Origin of the sequence: Sulfodiicoccus acidiphilus (assembly GCF_003967175.1) — an archaeon.
GTDB classification, from domain to species: domain Archaea; phylum Thermoproteota; class Thermoprotei_A; order Sulfolobales; family Sulfolobaceae; genus Sulfodiicoccus; species Sulfodiicoccus acidiphilus.
Map to the genome: position 1 here is coordinate 160,966 of NZ_AP018553.1, position 21,685 is coordinate 182,650.

The 21,685-nt window shown below is 45.9% G+C and carries 28 protein-coding genes and 2 tRNA genes; 20 read left to right on the forward strand and 10 right to left on the reverse strand.

Going from position 1 to position 21,685, the window contains the following annotated elements; all coding sequences use genetic code 11:
• A complete protein-coding gene (locus HS1genome_RS00890; RefSeq protein WP_126449107.1) occupies window positions 1–144 on the forward strand; it encodes a hypothetical protein in 144 nt (47 codons plus the stop codon).
• A gap of 647 nt (window positions 145–791) precedes the next feature.
• Window positions 792–938, forward strand: coding sequence for a DNA-directed RNA polymerase subunit P (locus HS1genome_RS00895; RefSeq protein ID WP_126449108.1), 147 nt, complete (start codon window positions 792–794; stop codon window positions 936–938).
• Here HS1genome_RS00895 and speB read toward each other — a convergent pair.
• Complete coding sequence (speB, locus tag HS1genome_RS00900) at window positions 925–1,815, reverse strand: agmatinase (protein ID WP_126449109.1); 891 nt, start codon at window positions 1,813–1,815, stop codon at window positions 925–927. The two genes, HS1genome_RS00895 and speB, sit on opposite strands and share 14 nt — an antisense overlap.
• A 50-nt stretch (window positions 1,816–1,865) precedes the next feature.
• Between speB and HS1genome_RS00905 the strand changes: the two genes are divergently transcribed.
• The 6 genes from HS1genome_RS00905 to HS1genome_RS00930 all read left to right on the forward strand — a co-directional run bounded on the left by HS1genome_RS00905 (window position 1,866) and on the right by HS1genome_RS00930 (window position 6,048).
• Window positions 1,866–3,581, forward strand: a complete 1,716-nt coding sequence (locus tag HS1genome_RS00905; RefSeq protein ID WP_229768223.1) for a glycine--tRNA ligase — start codon at window positions 1,866–1,868, stop codon at window positions 3,579–3,581.
• Between the two features lie 23 nt (window positions 3,582–3,604).
• Window positions 3,605–3,925, forward strand: a complete 321-nt coding sequence (locus tag HS1genome_RS00910; protein WP_126451248.1) for a hypothetical protein — start codon at window positions 3,605–3,607, stop codon at window positions 3,923–3,925.
• The gene (locus HS1genome_RS00915) at window positions 3,922–4,386 is read left to right on the forward strand and encodes a hypothetical protein (protein WP_126449111.1); all 465 of its coding nucleotides are present in this window, start codon (window positions 3,922–3,924) and stop codon (window positions 4,384–4,386) included. Before HS1genome_RS00910 ends, HS1genome_RS00915 begins: the two co-directional genes overlap by 4 nt.
• A 24-nt stretch (window positions 4,387–4,410) precedes the next feature.
• Window positions 4,411–5,058 carry a DUF47 domain-containing protein gene (locus tag HS1genome_RS00920; protein ID WP_126449112.1) on the forward strand — a complete coding sequence of 216 codons (648 nt, stop codon included), beginning with the start codon at window positions 4,411–4,413 and terminating at the stop codon, window positions 5,056–5,058.
• Window position 5,059: 1 nt separating this feature from the next.
• Window positions 5,060–5,599, forward strand: coding sequence for a tRNA-intron lyase (gene endA, locus HS1genome_RS00925; protein WP_126449113.1), 540 nt, complete (start codon window positions 5,060–5,062; stop codon window positions 5,597–5,599).
• A gap of 125 nt (window positions 5,600–5,724) precedes the next feature.
• On the forward strand, window positions 5,725–6,048 hold the full coding sequence (locus HS1genome_RS00930; protein WP_179950436.1) for a hypothetical protein: 324 nt from the start codon (window positions 5,725–5,727) through the stop codon (window positions 6,046–6,048).
• Between the two features lie 82 nt (window positions 6,049–6,130).
• Here HS1genome_RS00930 and HS1genome_RS00935 read toward each other — a convergent pair.
• The 4 genes from HS1genome_RS00935 to HS1genome_RS00950 form a co-directional block, all read right to left on the reverse strand.
• A tRNA-Ser gene (locus HS1genome_RS00935) sits at window positions 6,131–6,238 on the reverse strand.
• A gap of 29 nt (window positions 6,239–6,267) precedes the next feature.
• Complete coding sequence (locus tag HS1genome_RS00940) at window positions 6,268–7,176, reverse strand: spermine/spermidine synthase domain-containing protein (RefSeq protein WP_126449114.1); 909 nt, start codon at window positions 7,174–7,176, stop codon at window positions 6,268–6,270.
• 1 nt (window position 7,177) lies between these two features.
• The gene (locus HS1genome_RS00945) at window positions 7,178–7,363 is read right to left on the reverse strand and encodes a 50S ribosomal protein L37e (protein ID WP_126449115.1); all 186 of its coding nucleotides are present in this window, start codon (window positions 7,361–7,363) and stop codon (window positions 7,178–7,180) included.
• Between the two features lie 10 nt (window positions 7,364–7,373).
• Window positions 7,374–7,601, reverse strand: coding sequence for an LSM domain-containing protein (locus HS1genome_RS00950; protein WP_126449116.1), 228 nt, complete (start codon window positions 7,599–7,601; stop codon window positions 7,374–7,376).
• Between the two features lie 198 nt (window positions 7,602–7,799).
• Here HS1genome_RS00950 and HS1genome_RS00955 point away from each other — a divergent pair.
• Window positions 7,800–7,885 (forward strand) — tRNA-Tyr (locus tag HS1genome_RS00955).
• Window positions 7,886–8,523: 638 nt separating this feature from the next.
• Here the strand turns inward: HS1genome_RS00955 and HS1genome_RS00970 are convergent.
• The gene (locus HS1genome_RS00970; protein ID WP_126449118.1) at window positions 8,524–9,090 is read right to left on the reverse strand and encodes a VIT1/CCC1 transporter family protein; all 567 of its coding nucleotides are present in this window, start codon (window positions 9,088–9,090) and stop codon (window positions 8,524–8,526) included.
• 43 nt (window positions 9,091–9,133) lie between these two features.
• On the opposite strand from HS1genome_RS00970, the gene HS1genome_RS00975 reads away from it, so the two are divergent.
• Together HS1genome_RS00975 and HS1genome_RS00980 are read left to right on the forward strand one after the other, a co-directional pair.
• Window positions 9,134–9,520, forward strand: a complete 387-nt coding sequence (locus tag HS1genome_RS00975) for a hypothetical protein (RefSeq protein ID WP_126449119.1) — start codon at window positions 9,134–9,136, stop codon at window positions 9,518–9,520.
• A 173-nt stretch (window positions 9,521–9,693) separates the two neighbouring features.
• Window positions 9,694–10,182 carry an adenosine-specific kinase gene (locus HS1genome_RS00980; protein WP_126449120.1) on the forward strand — a complete coding sequence of 163 codons (489 nt, stop codon included), beginning with the start codon at window positions 9,694–9,696 and terminating at the stop codon, window positions 10,180–10,182.
• Here the strand turns inward: HS1genome_RS00980 and HS1genome_RS00985 are convergent.
• The gene (locus HS1genome_RS00985; protein ID WP_126449121.1) at window positions 10,111–10,569 is read right to left on the reverse strand and encodes a DUF309 domain-containing protein; all 459 of its coding nucleotides are present in this window, start codon (window positions 10,567–10,569) and stop codon (window positions 10,111–10,113) included. The two genes, HS1genome_RS00980 and HS1genome_RS00985, sit on opposite strands and share 72 nt — an antisense overlap.
• Before the next feature lie 33 nt (window positions 10,570–10,602).
• On the opposite strand from HS1genome_RS00985, the gene amrS reads away from it, so the two are divergent.
• Window positions 10,603–11,652 (forward strand): AmmeMemoRadiSam system radical SAM enzyme, encoded by a 1,050-nt coding sequence (gene amrS, locus HS1genome_RS00990; protein WP_126449122.1) that lies wholly within the window; start codon window positions 10,603–10,605, stop codon window positions 11,650–11,652.
• Here amrS and HS1genome_RS00995 read toward each other — a convergent pair whose 3' ends face one another.
• From HS1genome_RS00995 to HS1genome_RS01005, 3 genes are read right to left on the reverse strand one after another with little or no spacing between them, the layout of a single operon-like run.
• On the reverse strand, window positions 11,653–12,723 hold the full coding sequence (locus HS1genome_RS00995; protein ID WP_126449123.1) for an L-threonylcarbamoyladenylate synthase: 1,071 nt from the start codon (window positions 12,721–12,723) through the stop codon (window positions 11,653–11,655).
• Between the two features lie 31 nt (window positions 12,724–12,754).
• Window positions 12,755–14,584, reverse strand: a complete 1,830-nt coding sequence (locus tag HS1genome_RS01000; RefSeq protein ID WP_126449124.1) for an amylo-alpha-1,6-glucosidase — start codon at window positions 14,582–14,584, stop codon at window positions 12,755–12,757.
• A 9-nt stretch (window positions 14,585–14,593) separates the two neighbouring features.
• Complete coding sequence (locus HS1genome_RS01005) at window positions 14,594–16,432, reverse strand: glycoside hydrolase family 15 protein (RefSeq protein ID WP_126449125.1); 1,839 nt, start codon at window positions 16,430–16,432, stop codon at window positions 14,594–14,596.
• A gap of 280 nt (window positions 16,433–16,712) precedes the next feature.
• Here HS1genome_RS01005 and HS1genome_RS01010 point away from each other — a divergent pair, with 280 nt between their 5' ends.
• From HS1genome_RS01010 to glmU, 8 genes are read left to right on the forward strand one after another with little or no spacing between them, the layout of a single operon-like run.
• Window positions 16,713–17,009, forward strand: coding sequence for a 50S ribosomal protein L21e (locus HS1genome_RS01010; protein ID WP_126451250.1), 297 nt, complete (start codon window positions 16,713–16,715; stop codon window positions 17,007–17,009).
• 18 nt (window positions 17,010–17,027) lie between these two features.
• On the forward strand, window positions 17,028–17,351 hold the full coding sequence (locus HS1genome_RS01015; RefSeq protein ID WP_126449126.1) for a DNA-directed RNA polymerase subunit F: 324 nt from the start codon (window positions 17,028–17,030) through the stop codon (window positions 17,349–17,351).
• Between the two features lie 47 nt (window positions 17,352–17,398).
• Window positions 17,399–18,001: a DUF655 domain-containing protein gene (locus tag HS1genome_RS01020; RefSeq protein ID WP_373286782.1), complete on the forward strand. Its 603-nt coding sequence runs from the start codon at window positions 17,399–17,401 to the stop codon at window positions 17,999–18,001.
• A 2-nt stretch (window positions 18,002–18,003) separates the two neighbouring features.
• Window positions 18,004–18,663, forward strand: a complete 660-nt coding sequence (locus tag HS1genome_RS01025; protein WP_126449128.1) for a 16S ribosomal RNA methyltransferase A — start codon at window positions 18,004–18,006, stop codon at window positions 18,661–18,663.
• Entirely contained in the window at window positions 18,624–19,214 is a 591-nt protein-coding gene (locus tag HS1genome_RS01030; RefSeq protein ID WP_126449129.1) for a HemK2/MTQ2 family protein methyltransferase, read from the forward strand. Before HS1genome_RS01025 ends, HS1genome_RS01030 begins: the two co-directional genes overlap by 40 nt.
• A complete protein-coding gene (gene trmJ / locus HS1genome_RS01035) occupies window positions 19,186–19,869 on the forward strand; it encodes a tRNA (cytidine-2'-O-)-methyltransferase TrmJ (RefSeq protein ID WP_126449130.1) in 684 nt (227 codons plus the stop codon). The genes HS1genome_RS01030 and trmJ overlap by 29 nt, the downstream gene beginning before the upstream one ends.
• 36 nt (window positions 19,870–19,905) lie before the next feature.
• Window positions 19,906–20,493 (forward strand): 30S ribosomal protein S3ae, encoded by a 588-nt coding sequence (locus HS1genome_RS01040; RefSeq protein ID WP_126449131.1) that lies wholly within the window; start codon window positions 19,906–19,908, stop codon window positions 20,491–20,493.
• Between the two features lie 6 nt (window positions 20,494–20,499).
• The gene (glmU, locus tag HS1genome_RS01045) at window positions 20,500–21,684 is read left to right on the forward strand and encodes a bifunctional sugar-1-phosphate nucleotidylyltransferase/acetyltransferase (RefSeq protein WP_126449132.1); all 1,185 of its coding nucleotides are present in this window, start codon (window positions 20,500–20,502) and stop codon (window positions 21,682–21,684) included.
• The last annotated feature ends 1 nt before the right edge of the window (window position 21,685 follow it).

Sequence of the window (21,685 nt, forward strand, 5' to 3'; positions counted from 1 at the left end):
ATGGGTGATTACGTTGACTATGTCAAGAAGGTCCTAGACGAAAAAAAGAGTGATATAGTAGCTCAGATAGAAGCTGAGTACAGAAGGATCCTAGAAAGGAAAATCAAAGAGTTAGAGCGTATAAAACAGGAATCTACTGTTTAGATAAGTCCTAAACGATATTGGCGTTCTAGCTCTATCGAGGGTCCGATGGAAATGCATGAGCGTAGGCGAAGTTAGTCTCTTAGGGATACGGATCAACGAAGGATCCACACCACTTATGGAAGATCACTTCTGAATCGTCTTACTACCTAACTGAGACGTAGTCTTGAACCGACTAGGAATTCCCCAACGGTGATCAGGAAGTTGGAGGTTACTAGTTGTGGGTGGATTAAGGACTTTTTACAGACTATAGCACCTTCGCGCAACCAAACGCTTTCAATCTCTTCTAAACGTCCTTGTCGAGAGTTGCGTTCACGTAGTGCCACCCGAGGACTTCAGTCGACTACCCATGAACCGAGGACGGGCACCTCTCGAGAGGGTGGGGGACGACGAAGGTGAGGGTGGAGGGTGGTGCTCCCCTCCACCGGCCCCGAGGACTTGAGGGTTTGCGATCCCTTAAGGGTGGCCGGGGCGGAATTGGAGGTGGATGAGTTACGCCGCGGGTAAACATAGACTAGAACATCCCCACAAACCTTACCAAGGACTTAACACTGTTTCACGATCCCAAATTTGGTCCATAGACCTGGTAATTGTCCGATTTGAAATAGGCCTCCCCAAGCTTTAATTTGGTCTGTTCAGTACACCTCTATATGGCTTCCTACAGATGTGGTAAGTGTTGGAAAACCTTTGACGACGCCCAGCTTAAAGTACTTCCTGGAATAAGGTGTCCATACTGTGGGCATAGAATAATATATATGGTAAGAAAGCCGATTGTAAAAGCGGTTAAGGCAGTTTAGATTTTACAGCTGCAGCGACCTCAAATATCATCTTGGCCCCTAGAATAGCCGTTATCCCTGAGTGGTCAAATGGCGGAGACACTTCTACTACGTCGAATCCCACCGTTCGTTGGTCAACTATGAGGTTCATGATGTCTAGTATAGTTGAGGGATCTAGACCTTCGGGCTCCGGAGTTGCCACTCCTGGTGCATAAGCGGGATCTATAGCGTCCATGTCAAGTGAAACATAGACGTTCCTGCATCCGTTGAAGTGTGTTAGTACCTTTCTGCTAACCTCCCTAGGGCCGAGCAGTTTCACCTGATGAGAGGTGATGAAAGGTATTCCAGCTGTATTGGCATACTCTATTTCGTCTTTACCTACGGCCCTGTTTCCTACCTCCATTATCTTGAATCCTAATTCCGAGATTCTCCTCATTACACATGCGTGGTCGTATCTATAGCCCATGTATTCGTCTCTGAGATCTAGATGAGCGTCAAACGAGAGAACACACGTTTCTTCGGGACTCATTGCGCTCACGATTCCCGTCGTTATGGTGTGTTCACCCCCAATGGAAATCAGGAATTTTCCTTTATTCAAGACATATGTTGCAGCATCTCTTATTCTCCTCAAGTTGAGTTCGACATCAGAGGGGTGCAATATGACGTCGCCTACGTCGTCGAAGCCGAACTCACTTACGTCAACCCCAGTTCTAATAGAGTAGAATTCTATGAACTGTGCAGCCTCCCTAATAGCACCTGGAGCAAATCTACTACCTGGTCTGTAGCTACTCGTTATGTCCATGGGGATTCCCATTACAGCGAACTTGGAGGTGTGTCTCCTCGACCCGGCGAAAAGCCGACTTCCCTCATTTACGTAAAGCAACGCCGATTCGTCCATAGTGGCGTAATTCGATGTTCTTTTATTAAGTCTAGCGTTTCTCCATGGCCGTGGATAACGTAGATAAGGTGCTGGATCTCGCCAAGAGGAGGGGACTTTTCTGGCCATCATACGAAATTTACGGTGGAGTAGGAGGACTCTATGATCTGGGCCACGTGGGAGTTAAAGTTAAGAACAGGATCATCAGGTTGTGGAGACGGCTCTTTGTCGAGGAGAACTCTGACTTTGTGGTGGAGATAGAGACTCCTGTCATCACCCCTAAAAGGGTCTTAGAAGCTAGTGGTCATGTACAGAACTTCACTGATCCAGTAGTCGAGTGCTTGAGTTGTCATAGGGTGTTCAGGGCAGATCACTTAGTGGAGGGGGCTCTTCATATTTCAGCGGAGGGACTGACTACTTCTCAGTTAACGGAACTGATAAAGTCAAAGGGCCTCAAGTGTCCTCAATGTGGGGGAGAACTTGGCGAAGCTAGGACGTTCAACCTCCTCTTCACCACGAATATAGGTCCTTATACAGGTGAGACAGGATATCTAAGGCCTGAAACCGCACAGGGAATATTCACCTCTTTCAAGAGAGTCTTCATGAGTGCCAGAGAGAAGCTCCCCTTAGGGATCGCCCAGGTGGGCAGGGTGGCGAGGAACGAAATATCCCCGAGGCAAGGGCTACTGAGAATGAGAGAGTTCACGATAATGGAAATGGAGTTCTTCATCGACCCTAAGAAGCCTGGAGACCCTCCCATTTCTAAAATTGGTAAAAGGAAGCTAAACATACTTCTAGCAGAGTCAAAGGTAAGAGGTGACCCCCCTTCCTCGTTCAGTGTGGAAGAGTTGATGACTGGTAAACTAGTTCAGAGTCCATGGATGGTGTATTGGATGGCGATAGCTAATGACTTCGTTAATAAGCTAGGCATTAGAAGTGAGAATTCCTACTTCGAAGAAAAGCTCCCTCAGGAGAGAGCTCACTACTCTTCCCAGACCTTCGATCAGTTAGTTGTAATAGGAGACGAGAAGATCGAGTTGTCAGGACATGCCTACAGAACCGATTACGACCTTTCGAGACACATGCAGTTCAGCGGGGAGGATCTCACTGTTTTCAGACGTTTTGAAGAGCCAAAGCTTACTAGAGTGAAAAAAGTGGTTCAATTACCTGTTCGGAAAGACAAGTTAACTGCAGCTAACTTAACAGAGTTCCTGAAGGGAAAGAGCCCCGAAGAGATAGAGGAGGCGTTGAAACTTGGGGTCGTGATAGGTGACACACCTCTAAGTACCCTTGTTAAGGTTGAGGAAGTGGAGGAGAAAGTGTCTGGTGAGAAGTTCGTTCCTCACGTAATAGAGCCTTCCTTCGGGGTCGAAAGGTGTCTATACGTGGCCACGCTGAGGGCATATAGGGAAATCCAGGGTAGGGTCGTTCTGTCCCTACCAATCGATATAGTTCCTTACGACGTTGCAGTATTCCCTCTGCTAGGCAGAGACGATATGGTGAGAGAGGCAGAGAGAATAGTCTCGATGCTAAGAGCTAAGTACGATGTTCTATACGACTCCTCAGGTAGCATAGGTAGGCGGTACGCTAGGATAGATGAGATTGGGGTGCCATTTGCCATAACCGTGGATGGGGACACATTAAGGGATGGTACGGTCACCATAAGGGACAGGGATAGCTGGAACCAAGTTAGGGTTCCTCAGGCAACGTTGCTGGAAGTGTTGGAGAAGTTATTTAACGGCGAGAAGTTAGAGAGTTTAGGTATGCCCGTGAAGGGTGAGCTCTAGTGTCAGAACCCGAAGAGCGAAAGATGAACGTGAGGGACCTAGTGAATGTCATACCCCCTGCTTCTGCTCTTAAAGGGGACAAGAAGCTAGAAGTTAAGGAGAAGAGAGTTAAGTTGAGGAGACGGCCAGATGTTCAACAGGGCTTCGTCCTGATCTCTTCAAAATTAGCATCGGAATTGAAAATAGTTGATACTGTAGAAATATCCGTAAAAGGTAGCAGATCCAAGTTCAGAGCTATCGTTCAGGAGGCGATTCCAGATTACGAAATATATGCTAACGAGTCAGACATGGTGTCTAAGGGACTTCAAGACAACAGTACTGTTACTGTGAGGGCCTCAAAATGAGTGCTAAGCGCGAAAACACCGGCGTTAAGAAAGGTTCTACGGACTCCATAGATAGCCGACATGGTGATGTAGATGGCCTGCAGGTCACTCTGAACGATCTTGATGAGGTTATAGACGCTCATTCTTCTGTTCTTGAGGCGCTTGAAAGGAGTGTAACACTTAAGGACACGGAGAGTCTACTGAAGACATTGTCCTCAGCTAGGAGATTGAGAAAAGAGATGAAGAAGAGTGTGACCTCTTTAAGTCATAATTTCAGCATCATGCCTGAAAGCCAGGTTAAAGAACAAGTCAAGGGTATATTAGGTTACTTGTACCTTGTAGGACTCAGTGAGGAAATGGAGTTGCTAGCCAAGGCAGCAGAACTCATGGGTAAACTAGATCCGGTCGAAGAAAGGAAAGTCAGGGAAGACATGAAGGCCGTGAAAGAGATCCGAGACCCCCTGGCGCAAATTAGTTTTTAAACGAGAGTTCATTTACCTCTCTCGATGAGTGAAGGTATCGCTCAAATGAACATTGAAGAACAGATTCAGAGGACGGCCAACCTCTTGCTAGACGAGGTTCGTTTATTCTACGAGATGCTCTCAAAGGTCCCAGACGGCCAACAGAAGGCAATGCAGAGCTACAGCAAAATATTCGGAGTTAAGAACGCTGTAGAGGAAAGCAAACACAGGACCATGGAGTACATAGTTAGAGTTGGCCCTAGCTTAATGGAGAGGGACCTTTATATTGACTTATTAAATTACATTGAGGAGACCTCTCAGGACATCGACGCGGCTGCTTACAGGCTTGCGACGTTAATAGCAAGAAACGTCAATATAGGACCTTCCTTTCACGGCCTTTTAACCAGGATAACAGAGAAGGCCATCGCCTCTCTCACACACTTCCTTGAAGGACTAAGGATGATTTCCGTCAACGTAAAGATCGCGATAGAGAACGCTATTACTATTTCCAAAATAGAGGAGGAAGTGGATGAACTGTACAGGGATCTAGAGTTGCAACTTTTCGATAAGAAGGCCGACGATCTAGTATACCTTATGCTGATGAAGGATATCACAGACAGACTCGAGGACGCCGTAGATTTAATGAAAAGTGCTGCAGATGATATGCGCTATATAGCGATACAGAGGACCTGACTTGCCCTGTACTGGAAATCTATTAGGAGAGAGGGTAGTAGTTTTTGACATCGATGAAGCTAAGCAACTGTACAATAAGGGTTACTTCGGCAAGCCTCTAGGCGAAAGTAAGCCCAGGGAAATTAAATCACCATTAGAGCTATCCTTAATAGAGTCCGTATATTTAATGAAGAAAGGAGAGCTAAAGGTAGTCCGTAATAGGACTCCTCTTTCAGTAGAAGAATTAATCGACTTGGCCTCTACTAAGGTCTCCAGATTTAACGTTCTAAACTTCGTCTACGAGAACCTCAGAGACAAGGGCTTCATAGTCAGATCAGGCATCAAGTTCGGGGCGGATTACGCAATATATACTATTGGACCAGGAGTTGAACACGCTCCCTATTTGGTTGTAGCCCTTGACGCGGCCTCTCAAATCTCGGTGAATGAGCTAATGGGATTTGGTAGGGTTTCTCACAGTGTGAAAAAAAGGTTAATTCTAGCACTTGTTGATGAAAAGGCAAAGTGGGTCAGGTACATAACGTTTAAATGGGAAAGGATGTAGATATTAACCTGCATCAAAGCTACTAGGAGGTCGTCGTATTGGACATTGGTGACTCGAGAAGGTTCGGAGAGAGTAGGCCACCGAGAGACCAGAGGAGAGAGATAGGGGATGGCGAACCGAAACCCATGCCATTAGGAGATAAGTGTAACTACCTTTGTCCCTACTTCAAGTGCAATAAGAAGGCCCTAATGATAACAATGAAGTACATGAAGGGAAATCCGTACAAGATTGGCAAGTGCAGGTGGGTAGGTGATACCTGTATAACTGGAGACTGTCAGTACGCTTATTGCGAGAAGAGAGCATTGCTTCCAGGAAATAGATGCGCTTTCGCTATGAGGAGAAAGGAGGAAAATGAAAAAGAGGAGGAATACGAGGAAGATGAAGTGGAGAGTAGAGTGAAGGAAATACTTTCCAAAAAGTTAGGTGGAAAGGGCATAGAAGGGATCTAAGGATCTTTTCGACGTCCACACTGTTTGATGTGCGATTCGACTTATTGTTTCTGGATTGGAGTTTAAGTTCCTCAGAGAAGGGCGCCGGGGGCGGGATTCGAACCCGCGCGCTCTTGAAGAGCAGTGGGTCCCTCTCCCAGCTGGAAATTAGGTCTCGAGCCCACCCCCTTGACCACTCGGGCACCCCGGCAGGTGAAGATTTCCCTTAACGTTATAAAGTTAAGCTGGTACAACCACCGGATTGGACTCGGTGGATACTTTTTTCTCAAAGTTCAGGATTCTTCTTAATCCCTTAGGTATGTTGAACATCGACGCATGAGTAGGTCCATCATAATGTTTGAGCTCTCCAACTATCCTCTCCTTAACTTCCTCATCCACCTTTTCACTTTTAATTATAGAGCCTCCTCCTTTTATAGATGCCACGAATCCCCACAACCCATCGAACGCAGGTATGTATGTGATATAGGGATGTGAGTTACCAAATACAACCCTGCAGGTATTGTTTATAACGCTGAACACCTCTAGGGAAAATGAGGGAGAAGTAGCTTGGGTAACTATGCCGCCCCCATCCCTCACTTTTGAGGACAGTATTTCATAGAACTCTTTCGTGTATAGTTTGTACGAGGTAGATTCCCTCATGGGATCCGTAAGATCCAGTACGACCGCGTCAAAAACCTCACTACTTTTCTTCACGTAGTCATACCCGTCCCCTATCACTAGCTCCGTCCTTGGATCCTCGAAGGCACCGGCGTGCCATTCCTTCATGTAATTCCTCGCAACGTCTATAACCGTCGAGTCTATATCTACCATAACTGCCTTCCTTACATATCTGTGCTTGAGGACTTCCCTCAGGGTGGCTCCTTCTCCCCCTCCTAGGATTAGGACCTCCTTAGGTTCGTTAAGCGATAGTAGGAGAGGGTGTACCAAAGATTCGTGATAAATGTATTCGTCCTCTACCGAAGACTGTATCTTCCCGTCTATTATGAGGGTTTTTCCGAATCTATGAAGGTTGGCAAGCATAATTCTTTGGAAATCAGTTTGTTTGTCGAAAAACACGTTGGTTATACCGTGAGCGTGAAACTCGTAGGGTGTTTGCCACTCGATGTGCCAACTCCAATTATATGACATGTTATCTTAACCTTATTCCATTTATTTTCTTGTTCTGCCAATCGAACCTTTTCAGTTTTGCGGAACGCCCGAAGCCACATGCAGCACAATACTTTTTAGCGGCATTGTAGGAATTTCTGCCACACCTCCTGCATCTTATGTGAGTGCCCCCTTTGTTCATTTTGCCAAAGGAAGGTGTCCCTTTCAACTATCTCACCTTACTGCGGTATAGGAGATATCAGTATGACGTTATCTCCTCTTATTACTATCGTACCTAGCTTCTTACCGTTTCCGTCACTCTGTATCTCTTCAGAGTCTACTAGAACTAAGTTCATATGCTGATCGTAGCTCTTTAGTATACCTCTTACCTCCTTGTTCCCTTTTAATTTTACGAGAATTACGTTACCCACTGAATCTGAGAGCATCTTATGGGCAGTTTCTGCCAAACCACTGCACCTTCAGTCTCACATGAACCTCGAGTGATTTATAAAGATTGGGGATCAAGAAGTGTGTAGCTTCTCCTTCCTACTTTCTGTGCGTGCTTGGTAAACCGAGATTTCAGTGCCTTCTTAGTTGTAAAAGAAGTCGATGGCTGAGATAGCTCAGCTAAAACTTATATTCTGGTTGAGGCCGAGTAAGGGTGTCCCGCCGTAGCTCAGTAGTAGAGCGCCCGGCTGTAGATAGGGGCGCGGGGACCGGGTGGTCCGGGGTTCAAGTCCCCGCGGCGGGACCTGTTTCATTTATTCTGCTTATTGTTACCTAGTGTTTTTTTTCTCAACGGATCATTTCCCTGCATGAATTGTTACTCCTCCGACGGATTTAGAATATGTGTTGAGATCTGTGGAAAGCTCGTCTGTGACGAAAAGACTGTTTCGGACTACGGTAAGCTCTGTGAGGAATGTGATAAAGGTCAGAAAGCTTCATGTAGAGAACTTCTGTCTCGCTATGGATGTTGGAGTGCAACCGGTTGGTGGCTCTGAATTCCAGCATACTGACTCCTTCCCACCCTGGAAGGGTGGGGGTTCCCTTCCCATAGAGCTCATCGTTCCCACCATCGATTCGGGATTACGTCTCTCATTTTGCTGGGCAGTCGGGGTAGCAAGAGAGCCCCTCACGTGAAAAGATAGAACTTTCTTTCAAGACGTCTAGTCCCTTAAGAGGAAAGGAAGATGCTAGTTCCTCCCTCAGTTCCATCAAACCCTAGATCGAGCTGGAGAGGGGCATCGCTAGCATCACTAAGAAAAATTTAGAAAAGAAGTATTTAAATATAAGAGGCTATCCATCCCCGCCGTAAACGGAGAGGCTTTTTGCCTCCTTAACCCACTCGTTGTAAAAGCTACGTCATTGGGACAGTGAGGAGAGGGGTCGTTATCTAGTTACCCCATAAACCAGTCCAGCTGAAATTAAACCGGCTAAAACCATAACTACCGAGGTCCTCAATTTGTCCTCCAGTCTTCCCTCATAAACGAAACCTAGCGCTACAAACGTCGAAGTTAGAGAAACTATTGCTAACAATATTCCTATTCTCCCCCCTATTAAAACATATGTTAGGACAGGGATCAAGCCCAACATGGGCGACAATCCGTGAACTGTTGCCGAAAGGACAATAGCGACCTTAGCTCCATAATCATAAATTGTTCCATCTAGCCTCTTCATTAACTGTCTTTCCAAATTCTTTAATTCGATTTTCCTTTCTTCCGATTCTACTATGAGAGAGTTTGCCGCCGATGAAATCGCGATTCCTACGAGTCCCCCCAGTGCTGTTAGTAACACCGTCTCGGGCCTAGCCCCTATTGTGTATAATGGTATTATTACGCTCATGGCTAGGACGATTCCATCGAAAGCACCTAGTATAAGATATCTTCTTAACATTGGAGCTAAATTCATGTAGGCAATGTACTTCAGTACTTCGCGCAGTGTATGTAGTTTAGGCATCGTTGCACATCATTTATATATTGGGAAAAATGCTTTACGACGCGTGAGTAGGACTATAGTTGTAGCTCTAATGGTAATTGTTCTGGCCGTTACCTCTATAGGTGTTTACGCCCTTTCGTCTTATAGGACCATTGTGACCGTGACTCCCATTTCGGTTTCATCAATAAATGGGGAGAATGAACTCGAGGTAAAGGTGCTCATAAATTACGGCCCATTTGGAGGAACTTCTCCGCTCAGTGACGCTGAGGTCTGGGTTAGTGGACCTAGCGGTATTGTAGCTCAGAATGCAACTAATCCCCATGGGATAGTAACGTTCCAGTTACCTTCAGGGGATTATACGGTCCTAGTTACTGTTCTTCACGAAACAATAAAAGTGCACTTGACTCAGAGTGAACAGATAGAAATCGATTATGCCTATCTTTACAAATGATAATATCTATATAGTTATTCTTAACATTCTTAAGAAACTTAAGTAAATTATTAGAGAAGACTCTACTTATGGACTCATTACTTTTACAGTGAAATTATAAAGCCTACTCCTTAAGGCCATGAGGAAATTGGATTAACATAATCGCTAAATAGTTTTGTCGCTAGGAACTAATTATGTCGTTAAAGCTGGATGTCGTGAAGATAGACATCCCTGAAGGAACAAATGTTATAGTAGGACAAGCTCACTTCATAAAGACGGTGGAGGATTTATATGAGGCCTTGGTCACTTCAAGTCCCCACCTGAGGTTCGGCCTTTGCTTTTCTGAAGCCAGTGGGAAGAGGTTGGTGAGGAAAGAGGGAAATGATGAAGAATTGACCAACCTAGCTGTAGAACAATGTCTCAAAGTAGGAGCGGGTCACATCTTCTTTATTTATATAAAAAATGGATATCCCATCAATATCTTAAATCAAGTAAAATCTGTTCAGGAAGTTGTGAGGATCTTCGCTGCTACAGCAAATCCGCTACAAGTCATTGTGGCTCATACAGATCAGGGACGAGGAATCGTGGGAGTAGTTGATGGACAGTCTCCGCTAGGTGTTGAGGACGAATTTGCTATAGAGGAGAGGAAGACGCTCCTCAGGAAGTTCGGATATAAGAGATAGAGCTTTTTCCAATAATTGATTTGAGACCTCTATTTGTCCTTTCCTATACTTAAGCAAGGAGGTGCAAAGGAATATTAACGCCTGTAGGTACTTTCTCTCTTCTCCCGAACTAACTTTCCATCTATCCTCTAATAACTCATGACACTCCCAAAACCTCTCACTGTTGAACTTCTCCCAGAAACTTCCCGTTAGGCGTTCAGCGTTGACTACTTCTAGGGGCTCTCCCATCATCGTCTTAACTACCTCTAGGTCCTTCTGTTCTCCTCTTAGGTCCACCTCTAACAGCTTACCCCTCCTCACATCTATTACATCTAGGTTTGAGCCTCTAAGGTACTTCTTGACTTCTTCGGCGTCCCTCTCAGATTTGAAAAAGAGCAGGAACCTCATAAGATTTAGTGTAGGTCCACAGTTAATAATAGTATGGAGGCGTCGCTCTTCAGACTGGAGGGAGGGAGGGTAAGGTGTTTAGCCTGTGCGAGGAAGTGTTTGATAGGAGAGGGACAGTCAGGGTTCTGCGGAGTCAGATCCGTCAAGGGCGGAAAACTTCACTTGGATGTTTATGGTCTAGTAGAGGCAGCCCATGTAGATCCCATAGAGAAGAAGCCGCTGGTCCACTTCAACCCGGGCTCTAAGGTATTCTCGATTTCCACCACAGGTTGTTCTTGGATGTGCATGTACTGCCAGAATTACGAGATAAGCCAGCGGAGGCGAGTTGAAGGCGTTAATCTTTCACCTAAGGAGGTAGTCGAGCTGGCGCTAGCCTACGGCTCAGACGGTGTGACCTATACCTATAATGAGCCTATGATCTTCTCAGAATTTGCTCACGACGTGGCTCAAGAAGCTAGGAAGTATGGACTCTTTAACACTTACGTCTCTAACGGGTACGGTACGATAGAAGGTGTTGAGTACCTCTCTAGGTTCTTGGACGCCATTACCATAGATTTCAAGGGAAATGCCTCCCCTAAGTTCTTGAGAAGATATACGGGGGCCTCAGGACCAGAACCTATCCTAGAGACCGCGGTCGAGCTGGCTCGGAGGGGAGTTCACGTCGAATTCACGGATCTCGTAATACCTGAATTGGGTGACGAACTAGATTATGCAAGGAAGTTGGTCCGATTTATAAGAGATTCCTTGGGAGACGAAGTTCCGATTCACTTCCTCAGGTTCCATCCAGACTACAAAATGAATAATCTACCTTGGACGCCGGTCGAAACGTTGGAGGCTCACTACAAGATCGCCAAGGAGGAGGGAATGAAATATGTCTATATAGGTAACGTGCCAGGACACCCTTACGAAAGTACATACTGTCCGTCCTGTGGCCGCGTCGTCATAGGGAGAGACGGCTTCAGGCTGGTCACGTGGAACTTGGACAATAACAAGAGGTGTAGATTCTGTGGTACCCCTATACCTATAAAAGGTCGGTTGTCCAGGCACGCGTTCGAAGAGAGATTTGAAGCAGTTTACATTTAATCACTGAACGTATTTCCACACGTCTTCCACCTTCTTTATTATTGCCATTCCAGATGCCTTCCTAGCCCTATTCATTATAGCCAACCCTATTCCCCTCTCTGGGAAGGGCTCCATGACTCCAACTTGACATTCAGACTTATCTAAGGCCCTAAATGCACCGAAGAGGTTCTTTGCGATTTCGTAGAGATCGGAGCTAGAGCCTAATTCGATGTTACACTTAGGGATTCCCTTCAATGCATTTATTGTCTCCTTAGAAGCCAACAGGGCAACATCCATACGATTTGCCAGTAGCCTCACCACGTTATCTAATTCGCTTCTTTTCTCCACTACTAGTAACTTCTTTTCTGGGGCGTAATGTCTATACTTCATCCCAGGGGCCATCGCTTTCTCCGCGAACACCATACCTCTAGCTACATCTGGTAGCTCTACTCTTCCTAGGTATTTTTCTAAGTCCTCTGGCCCCAAGGGGCCAGGTCTGTAGAGAATCGGAGGCTCCTTTGTTAAATCGACTACTGTAGACTCGACTCCAAAAAATACGTTTCCCCCATCAAGGATTAGCTCAACCACCCCAAACAAGTCCTCGACCACGTGAGAAGCGGTGGTTGGACTGGGTTTCCCTGACCTGTTCGCACTGGGGGCAGCTATGGGAACGCCACTCTCCTTTATTAACTGTAGAGCAACTGGATGGGCTGGCATCCTTATCGCCACTGTGTCCAACCCTCCAGTGGTCTGAGGGGGAATCTTATCAGTTTTTCTTAGGATGATTGTCAATGGTCCAGGCCAGAACACTTCCGCTATCTCGAGAGCTTTCTCGGGAACTTCTGTAGCTACTTCGAATAGCTGTTCCTTATCTGCGATGTGAACTATGAGAGGGTTGTCAGAAGGTCTTCCCTTAGCCAAGAATATTCTAGTCGCTGCCTGCGGATCGTAGGCATTCGCTCCTAATCCATAAACGGTCTCGGTGGGAAAGGCCACGAGGCCTCCACTTCGTATTACTTTAGCCGCCTCAGCTATAACCTCAGCCTGTGGGTTAAGGGGGTCAACAGTTAGCACCCTAGTCTGAACTTTCACGGATTTTAAGGAGACTCTAAGCCTAAAAACGTCATACTGACAACAGTCTGCTCAATCCTCTAAGGACCTCCGCTACACTCCAGGCCTGTGCAATACAGCCTCCTTGTCTGTATGGGGCCACATCATTGAAGAGCTCTGGAACGAATCCCCTATTTGCCCTAGCGTAGGAGGTCAGCGGTTCGAAGTAGGCTATTAGGGACTTTATGTTTACGGGATCCTTCTCGATATCAATCTTCGCATCCACGTAGGCTCCGAGCAACCATGGCCATATCGGGCCATTATGGTACGCCTCGTCTCTTGAAACTCTATTTCCCGCATATATTGGCTTATATTGGGGATCTGATCTAGAAAGTGTGCTTAGACCGAAAGGTCTCAAGAGTTCTCTCTCTATTACCTCTACTATCTTTCTCGAGGTATCCTCTTCTACAACCTTGAATGGAAGTGAAGCGGCGAATATCTGGTTAGGCCTTAAGGAGGTGTTAGGCCTCATCTCCTCGTCGATATAGTCGTAAAGGCCGTGCTCTCCCACGAAGTTATTGTTGAAAGCCTCTCTTAGCTTCTCAGCCTCATCTAGGAAGATGGGCTCCCTTCCTATTTCTTCCGACAGTTTCCCAATTACTCTCAACGAGTTATAGAGTAAAGCATTAACTTCTACTGCGGCCCCCTCACGCGGTGTGACCGTTCTACCGTTGTATTGGGCGTCCATCCACGTCAGCGGCGCACCTCTATGAAAAAGTAGTCCATTGTGGGTTCTCACAACACCGTTACCCTTCAGGTACCATTCGATCGCCTCGATCAGTTTATCTAAGTTCTTTATCACAAACTCCTTATCATGTGTGTAGTTGTAGTATGAGTAGACCGAGTTAATAGCCCATAGAGTTACGTCAACTCCGCGGTAGATAGGTTCACCGTCATATTCCCTAAATTGGTTAGGTAGGAACCCTCTAAAAGAGAAATCAATGTACCTCTGGAGTATTTCTCTAGCCTCAGTGAACAACCCATTCATCAGGAGAATTCCCTCCATAGCTATCATGGTGTCCCTTCCCCATTCGCCGAACCAGTGATATCCCGCTATTATAGCTGGACCTCTGGATCCTTTGACTAAGAAGTCTAAGGCAGCTCTCCTCATTTTTCCCAGCACAGTGTCTGGAGTATACTCCAAGTCTGGGGGAGACGACCTAACTGTCCCAAAACCCAACTCAAACTGCCTTGAGGTGAACTTAATCGCAACTGGGTTGTAGAGGTCATCAACGTAGTTGTTACCTAGTTCCCTATCCTTTATGTAATTGAAGTTATAATACCAGAAACCAGTCCTCTGCATTGCGTAAGCTTTGTCGGACCAAACCCTCAGGAGCTCGCGATCTCCCTCCCTAACTACTATTTCTTGCCCCTCACTCTTAGTAACGAAGGTAGCGAATCCGCTCCTTCTAGTTAAGTGGTGACTCCTGTCCGTCACTAGGGGTAATATCTTCACCTCACATTTCCCTTCTACTCTATATTTCACTGTCACAGCATTTTCTCTTACATGGGGAATTAGGACCTTCACAATGGAACAGTTAGGAAACCTGTAGATCCATTTAACATAATTAGATCCCCATTCGAATGTATCCAAATAAACGTGACCTTGAGGATATATTATGTCCGGGTACGTGTTAGAAGACATTGGAAACTCCTGCTCGCCATCGTAGATCCATTCCTCCAGTTTAGAGAGGACGACTCTCCTCCCCTGAGGTGGTAGTGTCGCCGAAACCAGTAAACCATGGTATGTTCTTGTATTTATACCGCATGGGGTAGAGGAAGAATAACCGCCGAGCCCGTTCGGCAGTATCCACTCGCTGGAGAGGCAGTCGTCCAGGTCCATCCTAATCTACTAAAGAAGAGACTTCAGCGCTATAATTAACTCTGCGTGTGACCAAACTAACGGAGTCACGGAGACAGACTCGCCAGTTTCTGGGTCCACTTGTTCTGGCAACATATAGCTTGGAGTTCTGTGGTTTGCTGCCCACTTTATGTAAGACATGGCACCATCTTTATCACCTAAGGCACTTTTATGTTCGGATAACCAGAGCGTGGTAATAATCCACGGATTTGGAGCCTGTTTTCGCCTCTGATATAGGTCGTTCTCGTACCTGATTATTCCCCCTCCCACCTTGAGTTTCTCCTCAACCACTTCCATCGTGTTAACTACCAGTGGTTCACGTGGGGAAAACAGTCCGAAGAAGAAAGACGCGTAGAGACTAGAGTCAACTGTCAAATCCTTGTTGCCAGCTTCATCGAGGCGTCTCACAAGCCTATCCTCTGCGGTCATTCTACTCTTAACTCGTTCCTTCATCTGCTTAGCCACGTCTCTAGCATCTACTGCTAGCCCTCTATCCCCTACGCTCTCGGCCAACTCAGATCCCGCTGTTAGGGCACCGTAAACAGTAGCAACTGTGAAGAGGTGTATACCATACCTCTCCTCCCAGAGGTCGAAACTTGGCTTCGGTAGTCCATCTTCTGTGTAAGATATCATAAATTTCATTGCTGGCCTGACGAAGGATTTGTATAGTTCTGTGACGTCGTCTAAATCCCTGTAGAGGTCGAAGTGCGTAGCCAGTGCCCACACAGTTAAAGCCGTCTCGTCCTCTTGTATAGGAAGTATTTCCCTGCTTCCCATATACCACGGGTGCCAAGAACTAGCTAGAGTGCCATCACTGTTGTACTTGTGATACAAGGCTCCTCCTTGAGTTGGAAGGGAGGCCAGAAATCTGTATATCCTGAGGGCTAAGTCACCGTAACCCGCGATATCGAGGGCATGCGCAGCGTAGGCCGCGTCTCTTGGCCAGCAGTAGAAATAGCCGTCGCCATATAGCTTAACGAAGCTATAGTCGGACGAGGCTATAAGGGATCCATTGTTTCCGAGGTGCGACCTTATCACGAATAGACTCACGGACAATAGCTCCTTCAGCTCCTCTGGGACCTCAACGATCCTGCACAACCTTAACCAGTTTGACCAAAGAAGATATGTTCTCGCGAACGAGGCCTCTATATTCGTTCTGTCTACTTTAGACACCAAATTTCTGACGTCGTCTAGATTTCTTCCAAAACCTATAGCGTAGTATGCCTTGCTCGGTTTTGTAGGACTCAGTTTCATTTTGTAGCCTATTATAGAAGTGACGTCGCGTCCTTGGGCTATCGGATAGCCCTCCAGTTTGTCGTCGTTAATGTCACTCTCAGCGTCACCCTTTCCTATCGTGAATGATACTCCACCATCTTCTTGACCGATTAACTTGAATGCTACGTACCTCTTCGACTTGTAGTGTATTATCGACTTACTCTTGGGTTCGTAAAATGCTGTATCTCCTATATCATTGCCATATAGTGCGATTTTGTTAATGAAGTAAATTGAGGCCTCTTTCTTGGCTTCGGAATTAATGCTAATTATTCTGTAGAAGATTGGCTCATCAGGGTCAACGAAATCTTGGAAGGTGACAGTAACTTCCTTCCCGTTTAGGATTGTCTCGAAGATCATCGACGAATTAAGGTACCTCGTCGTTGAAGTGAAGGCATCGGGCCGCAAAACTGTTCCATCTACGTAAATCGAGAATTCCACACCTCTTCCGTTACTCTGGTTTTCCATGCCGACGTGAGGATAGTAAAGATCTATTATGTTACCTTTGGAATCCAAATTGATCAATAACCTGCCATTACCTAAACTACCTGTCCTCACCTCTTCAATTTACAGTCCCTACCATAAAAGCCTAAGTCTCTCGAAAAGGCCCAAGACGGTGGTTGGGAGTATTCGCTCATGGTACTTCCATCGGTTAGGGACTTCTTCCTTTGTTGCTATTTCCTTAAGTGCTACTAACAGTTTTACTAACTGTGCGAGATCAAAAAGCGGGTAGAAAGACGGGAAAAAGGACGGGAAAAAGGAGGAACAACGCTGCCCTTCTGAGGTTGAAGTGGCAAAACTTATTTACGTGGAGCAGTCAAGTACGCAGGGACATTACATGGTCAAGGCTAGTCGAGGGAATAGAGCTAGGAGCAGGAGTCTGCTTAGGAAGTCAGTGAGAGAGAGGGGAGCTGTACCCCCTCTTAGTAATTTGATGAAGAAGTATGAAAAGGGGGAGAAAGTGGTCATAAAGATCAACAGCTCCATTCACAAAGGGATGCCTCATAGAAGGTATCAAGGTCTAGTTGGAACCGTTATAGGCTCAAGAGGCAAGGCCTACTTGGTTGTAACTAAGTTGGGAAAGAAAGAAAAGATGATAATAGTTAGGCCTGAGCATTTGTCTCCCTTAAGGTGATACAGTACGCCCCTCCAGATAATTGAGGAGAAGTACATCCCCTACTCCGTGGCGGGCAAGATATTAGGGGAAGTAGTGAAATCTGGACAGACCTCGACTATCCTTCAAAGGACTTACGAGTACCTAAATTCGGTATCTAAATGCAGTGCCGAGGATGCTTCGAAAATAGTAGAGGAGCTAGATGGTTTACTATCAAAGGAAGAAACGAAAGTGATGATAGCTAGCATATGTCCTAAGACTCACGAGGAGCTTAGAACACTCTTAACGTTGGAGGGGAAGACTTATACTACGGAGGAGCTAGATCGTGTACTAGAGATTGTAAGGAAATATGTGAAGTCTTGAAAGTTTTTACACCTCTAAACAAACTTGTAATGCAGGGGAAACATTTGCTGCAGAGGAAACGACCGAGGGAGAGGTACGTCTACGTATTGGATTTCATGGAGGAAGGAAATCCGTTAGATAGGCATAAGTATCACCAAAATAAGCCCGTGCTTCAGATTCTCGGGAGAGACTACTTCCTTCTCATGGATGGCTCTCCCAAAGTGGAAGACGTCGAGATAAGGCCGGAGCAGTTGTTGGACCTTGAAGAGCTGAACATTTTAAAGATAGACGACGTAATAAGTGTGGAAGACCTTACTTCCATCGCTAAGGACGTACTTCCTAGGATATTGGAAAGGATAGTCGAGGATAGAAAGAGCGAGTTCGTATCTTTCTTCAACTTATCTGAGTCGTTAACGTTGAAGCTGCACTCGTTAGAGCTCCTACCAGGTATAGGCAAGGGTTCCTTGAGGAAGATCCTTGATGAGCGAGGGAAAAGGAAGTTTGACAGTTTTGAGGACATAGAGGCAAGGACGGGCTTGAAGAACGTGAAGGAAATTCTAGTTCGCCGAATCCTGTTGGAGTTAGAGGGAGGAGAGAAGTACAACCTGTTCGTTTACCCGTTTAATAGTAAAGCAGTTTTCGTCGGCTCCCTCGAGAGGCTGCGGATTTGAACTTGAAAGCGAGGAAAAGCCTTTCTCAACACTTCCTAGTTGACAAGAGGGTTGCCCAAATCGTCTCGTCCTTCGCGACTAATAGACCTATAATAGAGGTGGGATGTGGAGAAGGTTCTCTGAGCCAGTTCCTCCATCCTGACTTATGCGTTGAGTTGGACGAGAGATTTATCCCCTACATAAGGGGTTTCAATCCAGTACTCGCAGACGCGAAGAGCCCACCCTTTTTAAGGGGGGAAGTGTTCTCATCCCTTCCGTTCTCTATATCTAGAGAATTTATGAAACTCTCCGCTGCGAGTCAGGTGTCTAGATTAATACTTATACTTCAATCTGACTTCGTTAGTAAACTTCTAACCGAACCTACTTATATTTCATATATAGCGAACTACACTTTTGACATTTCAGAAAAGCTTACTATATCCCCGCGCAGCTTTAGACCCAGACCTAAAGTCTATTCTACGCTGGTTGAAATGAGAAGGAAAAGGGAATATAGTGAAGAGCTAGACAGAGTATTATCTTGTATCTCAAGATTCAGAAACAAGAGCCTCAGAAGGGCGGCCTCGTTTTGTGGACTGAAGTCAGATTTATCAAGGAAAGTAAGGTCCTTTAAACCAAGAGAGGTTTGCGTACTTTTGAGTTCCTTGGGCTTAAGTTGTGCCTAAACGATGAGGTTTACGAACCCGCCGAAGACACGGCGTTACTGATGGAACTTATCCAGGTGAGGCCAGGCGAATCTGTTCTAGAAGTGGGATCGGGAACAGGCGTGTTAGGCGTGAGGGCAGCTATGCTCGGAGGAAGGGTTACAATGATCGATGTAAATCCCCAGGCAGCTGAAGCTTCTCTATGTTCTTCAAGGTTAAACAAGGTTGACGTCAATGTACTGAATTGTGATTTATTGACATGCCTCAGAAAATTCAAAGTAGATGTAGGCATCTTCAATCCTCCTTATCTTCCCTTTGAGGAATATACTACGTGGTTACATTACAGTTGGTCTGGTGGTAAAACTGGGAACAATGTTCTTATTAAGTTCCTTCAGAGTCTGAGAGCAGGACGATATTACTTCTTGGCATCCTCTTTAGGGGACTTAGATGAATTAATGACTTTCTTAAGTAAGTCGGGATTTGCATTTAGGTCCAAGACTAAAGTTATAGGTTTCGAAGAGCTTGTTGCTTTCGAAGGAGTAGATGATAAGAGTAGTACTGGTGGAACCTGAGGGGGAATATAACGTAGGTTTCGTGGCACGCCTTTGTCGTAACTTCGACGTTGAGCAGCTATACATCGTAAACCCCAGATGCGATCTGCGCTCTGCCCTCAATTTCGCCGCTCATGGTAAAGAGGCCCTGCTGAAGGCTCAGGTGGTCGATACCTTGTCTCAGGCTTTGGAAGGTGTGGACTTGAAGATGGCAACTTCCAGTGATGCCGACAATCCAGGAGACATTCTGAGACTTTCAATTCCCCCGTGGACTGCGGCAGAAGTAGGGAGAGGCAAGAGGACTGCTCTAATTTTCGGAAGAGAGAGCGTTGGGTTGACGCGGGAAGAGATCTCCATGGCAGACTTTCTACTTCACATCCCGGCCTCTAAGGAGTATCCGGTTCTTAACCTGTCACACGCCGTATCTATCCTTCTCTACGAGTTCAGACGTGAGGCGAACAGGGATCAACGAAATGTCAATGCTGAGTCACTATCTCTCCTAGACAAATATGTGAGGTTGCTCTACGAACAGGTGAAGGGAAGGAGTGTGGACGAGAGAGCATACATAGTAACTAAGAGAGTCATTTTCAGGGGCGTGAGAACTGAAGCCGAGGCTAGGACTCTTATGCGGCTCATGAGAAAGTTGTATTTGAAGCTTGAGGGTGTGTGGCGGTGAAAAGATTTAATTGGCCATCTTATAGATGTGGGCAAGATGCCTCAGAAAGCAACCTCAGTGAAGGACAAGTGGAGAGCCAAGAGGTGGTATCCCATATTCGCGCCAAGGATCTTTGGGGAGGTGCAGTTAGGCGTAACTCCGGCCTACTCTGCTGAAATGGCCCTTGGTAGAAAAGTGGAAACCACTCTGTACGAGCTTTCTGGAGACACGAGTATGATACATGTCCATCTCTACTTTAAGGCGGCTAAGAACAATGGAGAGAGACTAGACACCATGTTCGTGGGTCACGAGATGTCGAGAGACTACATAAGATCATTAATAAGAAGAAAGAGTTCAAAGGTCAATGTCATTGTAGATGTTACCACGAAGGATGGATATACTATGAGGCTGAAGGGACTAGCCTTAACTACATACAGGTGTCATAGATCCCAGAGGACGGCCCTTAGGAATATAATGAGTGAGGTTTTGAAGAAGAAGGCGCAAGAGTCTTCCTTTGATCAGTTCATTCAGGACGTTGTATTTGGGAAGCTCTCTAACGATCTGTTCGAGGTAGGAAAGAAAATTTATCCACTTAGGAAGGTTGAGATAGAGAAAAGTAAGGTTCTAAGGTTACCGGCTCAGTGAGTTCTTTTGAAAGCCGTAGTTCTAGCGGCCGGCCGTGGAGAGAGGTTAGAGCCTATAACTCAGACTAGGCCAAAGCCGCTCATCCCGCTCATGGGTACGACCCTGTTGGAGAGAATAGTTAATATATTAAAGAGATATGTTGATCAAGTAATAGTAATTGGAAACCAGGAACTAAGAGAGAGGTATTTCGAGACTACGGTTATTCAGCAACGGCCAGGTGCCCTAGGAACCGCGGCGGCATTATCATCCTTAAGACTAAACGAGGATAGCTTCCTCGTAGTTTACGGAGACCTTTTGTTTGATGAAGGAGCAATAAGCAAGGTGGTCGACGCGCCGGGCAACACAATTCTCGGGGTTAAAGTCTCCAATCCTTCTAATTACGGTGTTATATTATCGTCTGGAAACAAGCTCGAGAAGATTATAGAGAAGCCCCAGAACCCACCATCCAACATCGTGAATGGGGGAATCTATAAACTGAGTAGTGAGGTCTTCTCTATCATAGATAAACTTCTCCCTTCTCCTCGGAACGAACTTGAACTCACAGATGCCATAAATGTTTTAGCCAGTCAAACAAAAGTGAGTGTTCTCATTCACGATGGAATGTGGATGGATGTGGGGAAACCTTGGCAGGTGATAGAGGCCAACAAAACTGTAATGGACGCAGAATTACGAACGGAGTTAAAAGGTAAAGTACACGAGGATGTGAAGGTAATTGGGAAAGTCTTTGTAGAGGAGACAGCCGAGGTGAAGCCTGGAACTGTAATAGAGGGTCCCGCCTACATAGGATCAGGTGCTGAGATCGGTCCTTTAGCTCACATTCGACCTTACACAGTAATAGGACGGAAATCCAAAGTAGGTTCTTTTGTTGAAGTAAAGGAGACTGTTTTAATGGAAGGTGTGAAGCTCCCTCATTTAAACTACGTTGGAGACAGCGTGGTGTGTGAGGAAGTGAATTTAGGCGCGGGGACAATAGTAGCTAACCTTAGATTCGACGAATCAGAAGTAAAAATGAGTATCAAGGGCACCAAAGTGTCGACCGGAAGAAGGAAGATGGGAGCGATCATCGGAGGATACGTCAAAACAGGTATCAATGTTAGTATCCTGCCTGGAGTGAAAGTGGGTTCAAGGGCCATAATATACCCAGGCCGTATAGTGAACAGAGACGTTGAAAGCGGAGAAGTTTATAAATGAA

Bases quoted from the DNA above. Each gene is read 5' to 3' on its own strand.
- HS1genome_RS00890 (WP_126449107.1), top strand. From the start codon at position 1: ATGGGTGATTACGTTGACTATGTCAAGAAGGTCCTAGACGAAAAAAAG.
- HS1genome_RS00895 (WP_126449108.1), top strand. From the start codon at position 792: ATGGCTTCCTACAGATGTGGTAAGTGTTGGAAAACCTTTGACGACGCC.
- speB (WP_126449109.1), bottom strand. From the start codon at position 1,815: ATGGACGAATCGGCGTTGCTTTACGTAAATGAGGGAAGTCGGCTTTTC.
- HS1genome_RS00910 (WP_126451248.1), top strand. From the start codon at position 3,605: ATGAACGTGAGGGACCTAGTGAATGTCATACCCCCTGCTTCTGCTCTT.
- HS1genome_RS00915 (WP_126449111.1), top strand. From the start codon at position 3,922: ATGAGTGCTAAGCGCGAAAACACCGGCGTTAAGAAAGGTTCTACGGAC.
- HS1genome_RS00920 (WP_126449112.1), top strand. From the start codon at position 4,411: ATGAGTGAAGGTATCGCTCAAATGAACATTGAAGAACAGATTCAGAGG.
- HS1genome_RS00930 (WP_179950436.1), top strand. From the start codon at position 5,725: ATGCCATTAGGAGATAAGTGTAACTACCTTTGTCCCTACTTCAAGTGC.
- HS1genome_RS00940 (WP_126449114.1), bottom strand. From the start codon at position 7,176: ATGTCATATAATTGGAGTTGGCACATCGAGTGGCAAACACCCTACGAG.
- HS1genome_RS00970 (WP_126449118.1), bottom strand. From the start codon at position 9,090: ATGCCTAAACTACATACACTGCGCGAAGTACTGAAGTACATTGCCTAC.
- HS1genome_RS00980 (WP_126449120.1), top strand. From the start codon at position 9,694: ATGTCGTTAAAGCTGGATGTCGTGAAGATAGACATCCCTGAAGGAACA.
- HS1genome_RS00985 (WP_126449121.1), bottom strand. From the start codon at position 10,569: ATGAGGTTCCTGCTCTTTTTCAAATCTGAGAGGGACGCCGAAGAAGTC.
- amrS (WP_126449122.1), top strand. From the start codon at position 10,603: ATGGAGGCGTCGCTCTTCAGACTGGAGGGAGGGAGGGTAAGGTGTTTA.
- HS1genome_RS01000 (WP_126449124.1), bottom strand. From the start codon at position 14,584: ATGGACCTGGACGACTGCCTCTCCAGCGAGTGGATACTGCCGAACGGG.
- HS1genome_RS01010 (WP_126451250.1), top strand. From the start codon at position 16,713: ATGGTCAAGGCTAGTCGAGGGAATAGAGCTAGGAGCAGGAGTCTGCTT.
- trmJ (WP_126449130.1), top strand. From the start codon at position 19,186: ATGATAAGAGTAGTACTGGTGGAACCTGAGGGGGAATATAACGTAGGT.
- HS1genome_RS01040 (WP_126449131.1), top strand. From the start codon at position 19,906: ATGCCTCAGAAAGCAACCTCAGTGAAGGACAAGTGGAGAGCCAAGAGG.